Source organism: Pseudomonas sp. DWP3-1-2, assembly GCF_049896285.1.
Lineage (GTDB): Bacteria > Pseudomonadota > Gammaproteobacteria > Pseudomonadales > Pseudomonadaceae > Aquipseudomonas.
The window spans coordinates 183,050-197,145 of sequence record NZ_JAFCTZ010000007.1 but is presented as its reverse complement, the minus strand read 5'-3'; the positions used below and the strand labels follow the sequence as shown (position 1 = coordinate 197,145).

At 61.6% G+C, this 14,096-nt stretch carries 13 protein-coding genes; 3 read left to right on the top strand and 10 right to left on the bottom strand.

Going from position 1 to position 14,096, the window contains the following annotated elements:
- Positions 1-177 precede the first annotated feature (177 nt).
- Positions 178-987, bottom strand: coding sequence for a helix-turn-helix transcriptional regulator (locus tag ACP7B0_RS16850; RefSeq protein ID WP_426142620.1), 810 nt, complete (start codon positions 985-987; stop codon positions 178-180).
- 96 nt (positions 988-1,083) lie between these two features.
- Here ACP7B0_RS16850 and ACP7B0_RS16845 point away from each other — a divergent pair, with 96 nt between their 5' ends.
- Complete coding sequence (locus ACP7B0_RS16845; RefSeq protein ID WP_426142576.1) at positions 1,084-2,040, top strand: threonine dehydratase; 957 nt, start codon at positions 1,084-1,086, stop codon at positions 2,038-2,040.
- 141 nt (positions 2,041-2,181) lie between these two features.
- On the opposite strand, the gene ACP7B0_RS16840 is transcribed toward ACP7B0_RS16845, so the two are convergent.
- The 6 genes from ACP7B0_RS16840 to ACP7B0_RS16815 all read right to left on the bottom strand — a co-directional run bounded on the left by ACP7B0_RS16840 (position 2,182) and on the right by ACP7B0_RS16815 (position 7,940).
- Positions 2,182-3,498: a purine-cytosine permease family protein gene (locus ACP7B0_RS16840; RefSeq protein WP_426142575.1), complete on the bottom strand. Its 1,317-nt coding sequence runs from the start codon at positions 3,496-3,498 to the stop codon at positions 2,182-2,184.
- Between the two features lie 111 nt (positions 3,499-3,609).
- A complete protein-coding gene (locus ACP7B0_RS16835) occupies positions 3,610-4,584 on the bottom strand; it encodes a biotin-dependent carboxyltransferase family protein (protein ID WP_426142574.1) in 975 nt (324 codons plus the stop codon).
- Complete coding sequence (locus tag ACP7B0_RS16830; RefSeq protein WP_426142573.1) at positions 4,581-5,453, bottom strand: 5-oxoprolinase subunit B family protein; 873 nt, start codon at positions 5,451-5,453, stop codon at positions 4,581-4,583. Before ACP7B0_RS16830 ends, ACP7B0_RS16835 begins: the two co-directional genes overlap by 4 nt.
- Positions 5,450-6,823: an acetyl-CoA carboxylase biotin carboxylase subunit gene (locus ACP7B0_RS16825; RefSeq protein WP_426142572.1), complete on the bottom strand. Its 1,374-nt coding sequence runs from the start codon at positions 6,821-6,823 to the stop codon at positions 5,450-5,452. The genes ACP7B0_RS16830 and ACP7B0_RS16825 overlap by 4 nt, the downstream gene beginning before the upstream one ends.
- A 10-nt stretch (positions 6,824-6,833) precedes the next feature.
- Positions 6,834-7,079 carry an acetyl-CoA carboxylase gene (locus ACP7B0_RS16820; protein ID WP_426142571.1) on the bottom strand — a complete coding sequence of 82 codons (246 nt, stop codon included), beginning with the start codon at positions 7,077-7,079 and terminating at the stop codon, positions 6,834-6,836.
- A 102-nt stretch (positions 7,080-7,181) separates the two neighbouring features.
- Positions 7,182-7,940 (bottom strand): 5-oxoprolinase subunit PxpA, encoded by a 759-nt coding sequence (locus ACP7B0_RS16815; RefSeq protein WP_426142570.1) that lies wholly within the window; start codon positions 7,938-7,940, stop codon positions 7,182-7,184.
- Between the two features lie 125 nt (positions 7,941-8,065).
- On the opposite strand from ACP7B0_RS16815, the gene ACP7B0_RS16810 reads away from it, so the two are divergent.
- Positions 8,066-8,983, top strand: a complete 918-nt coding sequence (locus ACP7B0_RS16810; RefSeq protein WP_426142569.1) for a LysR family transcriptional regulator — start codon at positions 8,066-8,068, stop codon at positions 8,981-8,983.
- 67 nt (positions 8,984-9,050) lie between these two features.
- Here the strand turns inward: ACP7B0_RS16810 and ACP7B0_RS16805 are convergent, their stop codons facing one another.
- From ACP7B0_RS16805 to ACP7B0_RS16795, 3 genes are read right to left on the bottom strand one after another with little or no spacing between them, the layout of a single operon-like run.
- A complete protein-coding gene (locus ACP7B0_RS16805) occupies positions 9,051-11,300 on the bottom strand; it encodes a molybdopterin cofactor-binding domain-containing protein (RefSeq protein WP_426142567.1) in 2,250 nt (749 codons plus the stop codon).
- The gene (locus ACP7B0_RS16800; RefSeq protein WP_426142566.1) at positions 11,297-11,761 is read right to left on the bottom strand and encodes a (2Fe-2S)-binding protein; all 465 of its coding nucleotides are present in this window, start codon (positions 11,759-11,761) and stop codon (positions 11,297-11,299) included. Before ACP7B0_RS16800 ends, ACP7B0_RS16805 begins: the two co-directional genes overlap by 4 nt.
- A 2-nt stretch (positions 11,762-11,763) precedes the next feature.
- On the bottom strand, positions 11,764-13,032 hold the full coding sequence (locus tag ACP7B0_RS16795) for a c-type cytochrome (protein ID WP_426142564.1): 1,269 nt from the start codon (positions 13,030-13,032) through the stop codon (positions 11,764-11,766).
- A gap of 304 nt (positions 13,033-13,336) precedes the next feature.
- Here ACP7B0_RS16795 and ACP7B0_RS16790 point away from each other — a divergent pair, with 304 nt between their 5' ends.
- Positions 13,337-14,056: a DsbA family oxidoreductase gene (locus ACP7B0_RS16790; RefSeq protein WP_426142562.1), complete on the top strand. Its 720-nt coding sequence runs from the start codon at positions 13,337-13,339 to the stop codon at positions 14,054-14,056.
- Positions 14,057-14,096: the final 40 nt, after the last annotated feature.

Below are 14,096 nucleotides of genomic sequence, written 5' to 3'. Positions count from 1 at the left end.
AGGGTAGCACCCGTCTCCTCGAAAGTTGTAGCCGCTACCCGTGCATAATTCCCGGCCGATAAAACTTGCCACAGACGGCAGCTTCTGGCCGTTAGCTGCCAATGGTTAACGACTGCTCATGACCGAAAGCCCCCCTTGACCAAATCCCCACTTCCAACCACCAGCCATCCCCCCAATCTACCCCCAACGCAACTGCGCAGGACTCACACCCAGCCGCTGCCTGAAGACGGTGGTCATGTGTGCCTGGGAGTTGAAACCGCAGGTGAGGGCGATGTCTGACAGGCTGGCGGGGGAGTCGCGCATCAGGGCGCGGGCTTTGGCGAGGCGTCGGTCGATCAGGTAGGCGTGGGGGCTTTTGCCGGTGGTGGTCTTGAAGGCGCGCATGAAATAGCCTTCGGACAATCCGAACAACTGCGCCATCGCTTTTACGCTCAGCGGGCCGCCAAGGGACGCGTCAATGAACTCATCGAGCAAGCGCATCCGGCCACCGGTTATCGCGCCAGTGTGCGGCATCGGCACTGCGTCGTGACGTTGAGCCCGTTCAGCCAGGGCGAGCGCCCAGCTTTCCCAGTCGTCCACCACTGAGGCCTGCAACAGGGCGTTGCGCATGCGCAATGCGAGCTTCGTCGCCTGCGGATCGATGCGGTTGTTGAAGGCTCGATCACCCACCAGCGCGATACCGTCGGTGCGGATGACCCGCAGGTATTCGCCACCCTGAGGGGATTCGGACAACACGTCACACCCCGCCGGGACGAAGGCCAGGCCATTGGGTACGGCCGTGAAGGGAAGTACCCGGTCGCTGCCGATCGCGTGCAGGCCGCGCTGGCTGTCGAAGGCGAAGCCAATCGCCGCCTGAGTCGGTACGTATCGGGTCGCGTAGGCGCTGCCGGGGAGCAATTCAATCGTCCACGGCCCTGTTTCGATCCGACGGACCGGTTCAGGCAAGCGCGATGACGAAGGGCAATGGCGAGGGCTCATGAGCGCCATAGTAGCGAAGAGGGCGCGCAAACGTCAGGTCGGTTTTCTGAAAGCCAACCGGCTTCGCCCGTCTCTAGACTGGGCCAAACCTTCGGAGGCCCCATCATGCACAGAATGACGCTCGACGATATCGAACAGGCTGCGCGTCTGGTCTATCAGGTCATGCCTGCCACTGCCCAATACGCCTGGCCCTTGCTGGCCGAGCGGCTGGGTTGCGACGTGTGGGTCAAGCATGAAAATCACACGCCTACCGGCGCTTTCAAGGTGCGCGGTGGCATTACCTTTATGCATTGGCTCAAGCGTACGCACCCGAACGCAAAAGGGGTCGTCAGCGCGACCCGCGGCAATCATGGGCAGAGCCTGGCGCTGGCCGCAGGCGCACTGGGTTTGCGGGCGTTGATTGTCGTGCCGCAAGGCAATTCCCCGGAAAAGAACAACGCCATGCGCGGCTTTGGCGGTGAAGTGGTGGAGTGTGGCCGCGACTTTGATGAGGCCCGTGACGAGGCCGCACGCCTGGCACAGGTGCATGGCCTGCATCTGGTGCCGCCCTTTCACACCGAGCTGGTCAAAGGTGTCGCCACGTATGCGCTGGAGCTGTTCAAGGCTGCCCCGGACCTGGACACCGTCTATGTGCCCATTGGTTGTGGATCGGGGATTTGCGGGGTGATCGCCGCCCGCGATGCGCTGGGCCTCAAGACGCAGGTGGTGGGTGTGGTGTCCACCGAGGCCGCTGCGGCAAAGTTGTCGTTTGATGCCGGGGCGTTACACGAGACGGATTCGGCAAATACCTTTGCTGACGGTTTGGCCGTGCGCAAGCCGGTTCCCGACGCCTTTGCGGTCTATGCGGCAGGCGCGGCGCGGATCGTCTCGGTCAGCGATGCGCAGATCTGCGAGGCCATGCGTATCTATTATTCCGACACCCACAACCTCGCTGAAGGCGCCGGCGCAGCGCCCCTGGCAGCGCTGATTCAGGAGCGCGAAACAAACCTGGGCCGCAAGGTGGGTGTGATCCTGTCCGGTGGGAATGTGGACAGGTCGGTGTATGCGCGGGTGATTGCGTGACAGCCTGGCGTCGACGTTGACGACGCGCTGACAGACAAAACGGTGAGTGGGGATCAGCGACGGGTTAGCCACCCCGTCGCTGTCAGCCAAAAACAGTCACTGGAACCCGTCCGCGAATGCAGACCGAGTGACTGAAAAACGCTACCCCGCCAACGGTAACCGGCTTCGATGGGCCAGCCCCGACTGCAGGGCAAAGGCAACGATCACCGTAGCGGGCGCGGAGAAGCTGGCAAGGCCGCCGCCAGCAAACATCAATGCAAGCCCCAACGCCGTGGCGCCGAACCAGGCCGTCAAGCCCACGGGGTTGAACGCGGGCACCTGATTGAGTGCCGCGACGTCGCTGCGACCATAGATAATCTGCGCCAATGCGACGCCGACCCACGCCACCACGAATATCCCCTGATAGGCCAGCGCCTTGAGGAGGTAGGCAAACACGTCCGCGAGCATCAAGCCGTAGACAATCACCCCGACCGCCAACGCCCACATCAGGTAAGAACCGCGCAGGCCAAAACGGCCAAAGAATGCCTGTATGTTCAAGGTCGCCAGGTAGTAATTGGCGGTGTTGATCCGGGTTTGCGTGGCCCAGACAAACAGTAATCCCCACAAGCCCATCAACTGCAGAATCGCCATCACCACCGAGACTTCGTTCAGCGCGCCTTCGTGGGGAATACTGCTGACCAGATAGATGCCGGCTGCACCATTGAGCAGAAACGCTGTCGCGTAGAACGGCATGCCGAAATTCCAGCGGCCGTGATACTCGGCGTCTTCGGGCTTGCCGAAACGTGCGTAGTCGAAGGTGAAGAGCATCAATATCCAGACGCCCATGTAAGCGACGAAGCAATCCCACCAGCCAAAGGCACTGGGCGTCTCGGGGCCGAAATCCAGCCACTGCGGCTGGTAGCCGTAACGACTGATTGATAAGCCCACGGCCACCAGCAAACCACCCAGGTACACCGGCAGCAACACGCCGTTGAATTTGTCCAGCCAGTGCTGAACGCTGCCCAGAATCAGGGGCACGCTGTAGAGCACCACCGCCAATGCCGCCAGCGGGTAGACAAGGGCAGGGTAGAGGTGATTGAACGCGACGGCGATTACGGAGCCTTCGAACACGGCGTAATAGATGGCCGTGGAAAAGAAGATCAACGTCGCCAGACAGGCCCCGGTGCTGCCAAACAACAGCCGTGAAAACAACGCCACTGACAGGCCGCTACGGATCGCGAAGCGGCTGAGCACGCTGTTGACCAATCCATAACTGATGACCGACAGGACCATCCCGATCAGCGCATTACGCGCACCGTAGGACAACGCCAGTGATGCGCCGACCACGATGTAGAACATTGCACTGCACACCGCCCACCAGGCCATGGTCAGGGACAGTCGCCCCATGCGGGCCTCGGTGGGAACAGGATGATGAGCCGGATCCTGCCCGGTTTGACTCGATTGCGATAAACCAGCCATATGCGTGAACTCCAGAACCAGTCAAAGGTTGAAGCGCGGGCAGCCGCCACCGCACCGAAGTGCGGCGTTGGCTTGCCGTCTGGCAGGGCCCGCGCTATGTGGCGGGCAGAATCAGGAAGAGAACAGCTTGCTCAGGCAACTGAGTTTTTTCTTATAGGAATGTCGCGCTTGCAACGCTTCTTCGAGAGTGACCGCCACGAAGCGGGCCTTCTGGTTGGGTTGCATCTGGCCGATCAGATCGAGGTCGGCGCTGATCACCGTGCCAATCATCGCGTAGCCGCCACCGGACACTGCATCGCGGTGCAACACGATGGGTTCGAGCCCGGCGGGAACCTGTATCGAGCCAATCGGATAGCAACTGTCGACGATGTTCGACGGATCGGAACCCGCGCCAAACGGCTGCTCCCGGGGTTGAAAACTCAGGGCACTGCCGCCCTTGAAGCGATAGCCGATGCGGTCGGCCTCCGAACCGACCGACCACGGTTCACCGAAAAAGCTCTCGGCGGCGGATTCGGTCAAACGGTGGTAGTACAGCCCCGGCACGACGCGCAGGGTGATTTCACCCCCCAGGGATTGCCGCAGTGCCATGGGCAAACTGGCCCCCTCACGGCCCTTGCCGCTGGCGATACCGACCGGCAGTTCATCACCGGCCACCAGCCTGCGGCCCTGAAAACCGCCGAGCGCCCCCAGTGCATAAGTGGAACGGCTGCCAAGTACCTCCGGCACGTCAATGCCACCGGCCACCGCCACGTAGGTGCGAGCGCCGGCCCTGGGGAAATCAAAGCGCAGCACTTGTCCGGCCTTCACCGTGAACGCGGTGTCGTGGCGCATTTCCACACCATCGACACGAGGCGTCATGTGCGCGCCGCTGACCGCCACCAGCGTATCCTGCTGAAACTCCAACTCCGGCCCGAGCAATGTGCACTCCAGCGCCGCCGAACCGGCCGGGTTGCCGACCAGCTGATTGGCCGCGCTCAGGGCGTATTGATCAAGCGCACCCGAAGGCGGAATGCCCAAGTGGTAATAGCCTTCGCGGCCCAGGTCTTGTACCGAGGTGGCGAGACCGGGTTTGAGTACCTTGATCATGCCAACACCTCCTGCAACGACTTGGGATAGCCAACGGGATCGGCCAGAAACGCATCCAGCGAAAACTCCACCGGACGAATCCGCAAATCAAAGCGCCCGGCGTCCACTTCGGCCACCGCATGGTCGTAGGCTTCACGGTCGATCGGTTTGAACTGCACGATGTCGCCCGGACGGAAAAACACCATGTGGTCTTTGAGGTAGGCAAGGTTCTGCTGCGGGTCGTAGATCGGCGCGGGTGTCACGCCAAACATCTGGTAACCGCCAGCGCCGCGCACCGAGTAAATACAGCCAAAACAACCGCCATGACCGAGGGTCAATTTCGGTGTGTCGGTGCGTGGGCGCAGGTATTTGGGCACCTGCAACTGACGCTCGCGCTCGACCATCTGAAACATGAACGGCAGGCCCGCGACAAAGCCGACCATTGAGACAAACCACGGCGCACCGCTGTGGGCCGCAATGAATGACTCGACGTCCGCAAGGCCGTTGATGCGCGCGGCGTATTCCAGATCCGTCGCGCTGGGGTCTTGATGCCGATCGCGAAAACGCATCAGGGTTTCGTGGGTCCAGGGGTCGTTGTAGAGCACCGGAATCTCGATGATGCGCGTCTGCAACGTGCGTTCGGCGACGGCCCCGGCCTCGGCGACTTTCACCGTTTCGAGCAGGGTGTGGGGGTCGATACGGTCCGGGTCAAAACGAATCTGGAAGGACGCATTGGCCAGGCATATATCCAGCACGCCATCCAGCGCCAGCCGCTCCACGGCGCGAGTGACGGCCAGGCCTTTGAAAAAGGCATCCAGGGACATGCTTTCGCTGACTTCGGCGAACAAATGCTCATCAGCACCAAAGCTGTAGCGGATGGGCGTACTCATGCTTCACCTCCGCTGCGGCGCGCAGCCAGCCAGAGCTCCAGGGTGCCCGTGTGAAAGTCAGCGCAGTGCAGCCACGGTTGTTCGAGCAACTGGCCGTGCAGCGGCAGGGTGCTGGCCATGCCGGTCAGCGTGGTGCGCGATACCGCGTCTCGCGCACGGGCCAGGGCTTGGGCGCGATCCGCGCCGTGAACGATCAGCTTGGCCAGCAGCGAGTCATAGTAGGGCGGCACGCGGTAGCCTGGATACAGGTGCGTATCAACGCGAATGCCTTCGCCTTGCGGCCAGGCCAACGTTTCGACCAGACCCGGGCTGGGGAAAAAATCCCGCGACGGGTCTTCGGCGTTCAGGCGCATTTGCAGGGCGGCACCGTTGAGGCGAATGTCGCTTTGCTTGAAGCCCAGCGGCTCGCCGCCCGCAATGCGCAACATTGCCTGGACCAGATCAATGCCGGTAACCAGTTCGCTGACCGGGTGTTCCACCTGGATTCGCGTGTTCATTTCGATAAAGAAGAACTCGCCGGTTGCCTCGTCATACAGGTATTCCAGCGTCCCGGCGCCCTTGTAGCCCAAGGATTCGGTCAGGCGTACGGCGCTGGCGCAGAGTGTTTCCCGTTGCTTATGCGTGAGGACCGGTGACGGCGCTTCTTCGAAAATTTTCTGGCGACGACGTTGCAGCGAACATTCGCGCTCAAACAAATGCACGGCATGGTGACCGTCACCCAGCACCTGCACTTCAATGTGCCGGGCCTTGCTGATAAACCGCTCCAGGTACACCGCGTCATTGCCGAACGCGGCCTGGGCTTCGCGCTGGGAACGGGGAAATTCTTCGATCAGTTGTTGGGCGTTTTCCGCCAGACGAATACCACGCCCGCCGCCACCCGCAGAAGCTTTGATTAAGAGGGGGAAGCCAACGGCTTCGGCAGCCTTGACCGCCGACTCGACATCGAACAGTTCACCCGGTGAACCCGGCACAACCGGTACGCCAGCGGCTTGCGCCGTGAGCCGCGCCTCGGCTTTATCGCCCATGCGTCGGATCGTGTCCGGGCTCGGACCCACGAAGATTGCGCCAGCCGCGAGGACCGCTTCGGCAAAGTCGGCGTTTTCCGAAAGAAAGCCATAACCGGGGTGGACTGCGTTGGCACCCGTGGCTTTCAAGGCGTCGAGCAATGCTTCGATGTTCAGGTAACTTTTGTCGGCACGGGCCGGGCCGAGGAGGTGAACCTCATCGGCCATGCGCGCCGCCATGGAATCGACGTCGGCCTCGCTGCACGCGGCCACAGTGGGAATCCCCAGTTCCTTGGCTGCGCGGATGATCCGCACGGCGATTTCACCCCGGTTGGCGATCAGTAATTTGCGGATGGCTTGCGTCATGGTCGCGTCCTCACTCGTCGTCGAGCGTGGCGACGACTTGACCCGGCTCCACCGGATCACCGTCCTCGATCAGGAATGCGCTGAGGCGCCCCGCAGCCCCGGCGGTCAGTTCGGAGAACTGCTTCATGACTTCAATCAGGCCAATCACGGTGTCGGCGCTGACATGCGCGCCCACCTCAACGTAGTTCGCCGATTCCGGGGTGGCTTTGCGGTAGAAGGTGCCCGGTAATGGGGTAATCACTGTGCGTTCGGCCATGTCTGTTCCTCTTGGAATAGTTGTAGAAAGGCAGGCGAAAAATAAATGGGGTTAAACCCTGGCTTATGAGTGCCAGGTGTTTTGACTTCAAACATTCACGCTTCAGCGCGGTGCGCGAACGACAATTCCGGCGCTATCGAGTGCGCTGCGTGTGGCATCGACTAACGCCAGTGCGCCCGGCGTATCACTGTGCAAACAGATGGAATCGAATTCGATTGCCAGGTCTTCACCTTCCACCGTGCGCACCACGCCTTGCTGACAGGCGCGCAGCACGCGCGCGGCCACTTGAGCCGGGTCGTAGGCACGTACGTTGCGGGTGAAGACGATGGAGCCGCTGAGGTCGTACTCGCGGTCGGCATAGAACTCGCGAATAACCGGTTGGCCGAGTGCTTTGGCGATATGCCAGATCACGGAATCGGGCATGCAATACAGCAGCAATTCAGGCTCCAGACGTTGGAGATTTTCCACCAGCAGGCGGGCCGCTTCTTCGTCCCGAGCCAGGTGCATGTACAGCGCGCCGTGAGGCTTGATGTGTTGCAGGGGCACGCCTTGAACCCGGGCGATTTCCCGAAGGGCACCCAACTGATACAGCATGTCGTCGACCAGTTCCTGAGCCGGGGCATTGATGTGTCGACGACCAAAACCGACCAGATCCCGAAACCCCGGATGCGCGCCGACGGCCACACCCAGGTGTTTGGCGTGCTCGACGGTGCGACGCATGGTACTGGGGTCGCCCGCATGAAAACCGGTGGCGATATTGGCCGAACTGATGAAGCCCATCAGCTCATTGTCGACGCCATCGCCAATGGTCCAGGGGCCAAAACCCTCGCCCATGTCGGAGTTGAAATCTACTGCCTGCATAACGCCTGTTCCCCGCACTTGTGACTTCATGCAGGCCACGTTAGATTCCCCTCTGCCCCTTGGGAAGATCTATTAACAGATAGGATATCTTCTGAAAAACAGATACCTCACTGTTCGGAGTGTCCATGTCTCTGACCCTGCGCCAGGTTCGTTACTTCGTTGCCACCGCCGAGATCGGGCAAATCTCTCAAGCAGCGATCCATCTGAATATTTCCCAGTCCGCAGTGACCACGGCGATCAAGGAGCTGGAAAGCACGCTGGGCACGCTGCTGTTCCAGCGCTCGGCTCAGGGCATGAACCTGACCGATGCCGGGCGGCACTTTCTGAATCGGGCCTACGTGATCTTGCGCAGCGTTGATGACGCATTGAACAGCCCATTGCCAGACCTGCGCGCCAGTGGCCTTTTGCGGCTGGCCACGAGCTACACCGTGATCGGTTACTTCCTGCCCCACCACCTGCAACGACTGGAACACTGGCATCCGGACGTGACCATCGATGTTTACGAGCAGGAACGCTCAGCCATCGAGCAAGGGCTGCTGGAAGGACGATTCGACATGGCGGTGGTGCTGACCGCGAACCTCACGCACCCGGACATCGTCTCGGAAATCCTCTTCAACTCCGAACGCCGGTTGTGGCTGCCCAGCCATCATCCGTTGTGTGAACGTTCGGCGGTCAGCCTGGCCGACGTTGCGAAAGAACCCTACATCCTGCTGACCGTCGACGAAGCAGAGCAAAGCGCCATGCGCTACTGGGAACACACGCAGCAACAGCCCAACGTGCGGGTACGTACAAGCTCCGTCGAAGCTGTGCGCAGCATGGTCGCCAATGGTCGGGGCGTGGCAATCCTCTCGGACCTGGTACACCGCCCCTGGTCGCTGGAGGGCAAGCGCATCGAAACCCTGACCGTCACCGACAAGGTGACCCCCATGAGCGTTGGCCTGGCATGGCATCGGGAGCGGGAATTCAGCCCCGCCATGCAGGCGTTTCGTAATTATTTCCACGATGCATTCCTGGCGCCGCAACAACTCTCCGCGCGACGCTGAATGCGGCAACTACGAAGCGGCTATTCTGTTCCACGTGGAACATGTGGAACACCAGGACCGCTCATCATTACAGTGCTTCTTGCCAACCGCGTCGCGCCAGCGGCAGATCCAGCAAACGCTTGCCGGTGGCATCGCGCAGGGCATTACCCAGCGCTGCGGCCATAGGGCCCTGGACGATTTCCGCCGCACCGAGAAAAGGCTGATCCGGCTGATCCAGCATGTGCACCTCGAGTTGTTGCGGCACATCGGGGAATCGCATGATGGGATAACCGCTCCAATCGAAGCTGTGCATGCCACTGGCGTCATAGAGAATTCGCTCGTAGAGCGTCCAACTGGCGGACTGCACGATTCCACCCTGGATTTGATTGAGCAGGCCATCCGGGCTGACGATTTGCCCGACATCCACCGCCGCGACCACGCGATCAATGATCACTTGCCCGGTCTGGCGCTGCACATGCAGCTGCACGGCGATGGCGCAATAACCCATGATGTTCTTGTAGCGCGCGAAGGCAAAGCCGCTGCCGCTGCCGGGGCCCTTGGCTTTTTGCGGCCAACCGAAGGCGCTGGCCGTCCGTTCCACCACCGCCCGTGCCCGCGGATCGCTCAGATGCTGAAGACGAAACGGCACCGGATCGACGGCGGCCTGCAACGCCAGTTCATCAATGCTGCTCTCAATGGCGAACACGTTGATATGGGCACCGAGCGAACGCATGGCCGAGGTCCTGAACGGCATGCTCAGAACAAAATTCATGTCGACCTTCACGTTGGGAATCTCGTACAGCGGAATGGCGTTGCGATCGCCGTCGCCCTCGGGTTGGGCAATCGGGACCGATGGGGCAGGGGCGAAGGGTTTGGCCAACAGCCACGCCGGTAACAGGCGCCCGGCATTGACGATGCGTTCGTTGTGCGGCGTACTCCAGAGTTGGTATTTCCAGTCCCTGATACGTCCGCCGTCGTCCAGCCCCGCTTCCACCTCGGTCAGCATGGCCGAGCTGTAGGGCTCCCAGATATTTTCCTGTTCGCGCATCCATTGCACGCGTATCGGCTTTCCCGGTACGGCCATGGCGACCAGCGCGGCATCGGCGGCGGCGTCATCGGCGCCGTTGTGGCCATAACAACCGGAACCCTCAACGTGGATACAACGGACCTGGGTGACCGGCAGGCCGAGCATCTCGGCGATTCCTGCGCGCAGTGGATAGACGCCTTGAGTGTGCGTCCAGACGGTCAGTGTGCCGTCCTGAAACCAGGCCATCGCGCAGGACGGCCCGATGGAGCCGTGCATCAGGTATTGCTTGGTCACCCGCGCTTTGAAGGTGCGCGGCGAAGCGTCTCCGAGGTTGCCTTTGGCGCTCACCGGGTAGCGTCGCGCTGGCAGCTCGGTCAGCAGTTGATGGATATGGCTCGAATCGGGAAGCGGATTGCCTTCTGTCCAACGGGCAGTGGCATACCCCACGCGCATGGCTTTGACCGCCAGCCATTCATCGGTGGCGACCACCGCGAGGTAGCTGCCGTTACGGACCAGCTTCACCACCCCGGGGAGCCCCTTGAGGGCGGCTTCGTCAATGTCCAGCAATTGGCTGCCGCGCCGGGGAGGCCGGATCACGCGGGCATGCAGCATGTCAGGCAGGCGCATGTCCTGCACATACGCCGCACCGCCGCTGACCTTGGCTGGAATGTCCAGGCGAGGCAATGACGTACCGATCAGAGTGAAGCGACTGGCGGGCTTGAAGGGCGAGCTGGCCGATGCGAAGCGATGCAGTTGAACCCCGGCGACGGCTTGCAGGTAGGTCATGCTGCGGCCTTGCACGTCGTGGATCACCGCGTCCCGCGTGCTCAGGCTGTCGACGCTGAGCTGCCATTGCCGCGCGGCGGACTCGAGTAACAGCTGACGCACCTGGGCGGCGGCGTTGAACAGCGCAGTGCCGCTGTCGACGATTGTATGGCTGCCAGCGGTGTAGCCTTCGTTGGGTGTCAGCGCGGTGTCGGCGGTGAGGAAGCGGATGAGCGCAGGTGACACTTCCAGGCGCTCGGCGGCGATCTGCAGGAGCGCAGTCTTGACGCCCGTGCCGAGCTCCACCTTGCCGGTGTAGACGGTGATGCCGTCTTTCGCGTCAATCCGGATCCAGGCGTCCAGATGGGGCGTGGCCCGCAAGCTGCCTGGCAGATCAGGCGCAAGGATTGTCGTCCCCAGGGTGTCCACTTCGGAGTCAGCGAAAGCGCGTGGAATCCCTGGAAGCATCGCGAACCCCATCACCAACGTACCGTTGATGATGAAGGCGCGGCGGCTCAGGTTGACGTTTTGCGGGGAGCTTTTCATACCTTGCCTCCCTGCGCGATGACCGACTTGATAGCGGCCAGGATCCGCACATGGGTGCCGCAACGGCACAGGTTGGGCGCCATGTGGCGACGGATCGTTTCATCGTCCGGATGAGGGTTGGCCTCCAGCAACGCCTGCGCCCGTACGATCATCCCCGCGATGCAATAACCACACTGGGCAGCCTGTTCGTCAATAAAGGCTTTCTGCAAGGGTCCCGGCTGGTCGGCGCTGCCCAGACTCTCCACGGTGCGCACGGATTTTCCCTCCAGCGCGCCGCACGGCGTCAGGCAGGAAAACACGGGTTTGTCGTTCAACAAAACCGTGCACGCGCCGCACTGACCCAAACCACAGCCGTACTTGGCACCATTGAGGCCCAACTGGTTGCGCAAGGCATACAGCAGCGGCATGTCTTCGGGGATGTCCAGGTGATGAGTCTTGCCGTTGATATCCAGTGTGATCACGGTTACTGCTCCTGAGCCCGAATGCTTTTAAGGGTCTTGTCGAGATCCGTCCAGGGCCTTGTCGCGGCGCCCTCGTTGCGCAGATACACGGCAATGGCGGCCAGATGGGTATCGTCCAGAACCTGCGCGAAACCAGGCATGTAGTGACTGGAAGCGGCGGTGGACATCGGGATGCCCTGCAGGACGGTCTGGATCAGGTTGCGTGGTGAGTCCGCCATCACGGCGGAGGTCTGTGCCAGAGCGGGTCTCGATTCAAGGGTACGCATCGGCGCGCCGCTGCCGTGACAACTCGCGCAGGCCCCCTCGAACAGCGACGCGCCCAATAGCGCCTGGGCACTGGGCGCGGCTGCCGGAGCGCGAGGCGCAGAGGGCTCATCCGTGGAGGTCTTTTTGAGGTCGAGAATATACCGGGCGATGGCATGGGCATCCTCCGCCGGCAATTGCGCGATGCTCAGGCTGACCGGCAACATGGGGCCCGCAGCTCCACCGTGTCCTTCGGCAACCTCGCCCGTCAGATAAGCGACCAACTGCGCTTCATTCCAGGGGTGTGGCCCATCCGCCAGTCCGCGCAGGGCAGGGGCCGTCCAGCCGTCGACGATGGCGCCATTGAACAGCTCGCTGCTTTTCTCCCCGCCGATCACATTCAGCGGCGAATGACAGGATGAACAATGCCCGGGACCTTCGACCAGGTAGCGCCCGCGATTCCATTGCGCCGAACGGTCGGGAAGGGGCTCCAGTGGATCCCCATGCAGGAACAGCAGGTTCCAGAAAGACACCAGCGGACGGAAGTTCATCGGGAAAACCATGTGGTTGTCAGGCGCGGTGTAATTGACCGGGTCGACACTCATCAGGAAGGTATAGGCGTCGGCAATATCGGCAGCGCTCATCTTCCGGTAATGCACGTAGGGGAAGGCCGGATAGAGGAAATGGCCATCGCGCGCGACGCCCTCACGCATGGCCCGTTCAAATGCGTCCAGCGACCACTGGCCGATACCGGATTCCGGGTCCGGGGTGATGTTGGTGGTAAACAGCGTTCCGAAGGGTGTTACCAGCGGCAGACCGCCTGCCAGGTAAGCGCCCCCCGGCCGTGTGTGGCAGACCGCACAGTCTCCCGCCTCGACCACGCGTCGCCCCCTGTCCAGGGCTTCGCGATCCGCGCTTTGCGGATGATTGACCGGGGCAATTGCCGGTCGCCACATCATCCAGAACGCGAACCCTATCCCCACGATGCCGATCGCGAGAATGGCACCGATGATCGTCTGACGTTTCATCGCCTTAGCCCCTCGAACTGAGTTAACGACAGCTTTTTCAATCCTCCGCATGCGATGGGCCTACGGCGACTTTTTGTTACCCGAGCTTAGAGGGGGCGGTCGGGCTGGGGTAGACCCTGTTGGCGCAACGCTACATTGCGCCGAACGCAACGACGCCAAACCTTAAGTTGAGCCGCGCCGCCAATGGGTCACGCGGCCGGGCGTTGCGTTTGACGAAACGCTGCGTTGTGCAGCCGATGGATTCTCGGGGCGGCTCCGGACGCCTACCTTGGGGGTGTGAACACATTCAACATCGGAGACTTTCATGAGTTTGCACTCATCCACCATTCAAGTGACTTACGACTTAATCTGCCCATGGTGCTGGATCGGCGAGGAAAACCTCGAACGTGCGCTAGCCGTTTCGGGGCTTTCAGCTGATCACCCCATCATGTTTGTGCCCTATCAGTTGAACCCCCAAATGCCTCGCCAGGGCATGGATCGCAAAGCCTACCGCTCAGCCAAGTTTGGCAACTGGGCGCGTAGCCAGGCCATGGACGCGCAGGTCACCCACGCGGGTAAGGCTATCGGTCTTGAGTTCGATTATGCGCGAGTCGAAAAAACCCCCAACACCCTGGCGGCCCATCGGCTGGTATGGCAGGTACAACAGGCGGGCAGAGACGCGTCCTCTCTGGTCAAGGCCATCTTCAAGGCGTACTTCGGTGAAGGGCGCGATATCGGCGACCTCAAGGTGCTGGCCGACATCGCTGCCGAAACGGGGTTGGCGCGCGGGCCAATTGTCGACTTTCTCGACTCCGATGCAGGCACTGCCGAAGTCTTGAAACTCGAAGCGCAAACCAAGGCATCCGGTGTGCGCATGGTGCCAAGTATCCGCATCGCGGATGACGTGATCAGTGGTGCGCAGCCCCCCGAAATCATCATCCAGCGACTCAGCCGAAGCCAGGCAGCCGAACTCAACCTGGCGAACGCCAGCACATTTTTCGGCGGCGATGCCAAGGGGAACATCGACCATCCGGCGTTGGCTTAAAACACCGTCACCCATGCGGCTTCGAGAAACAGGCTACGAG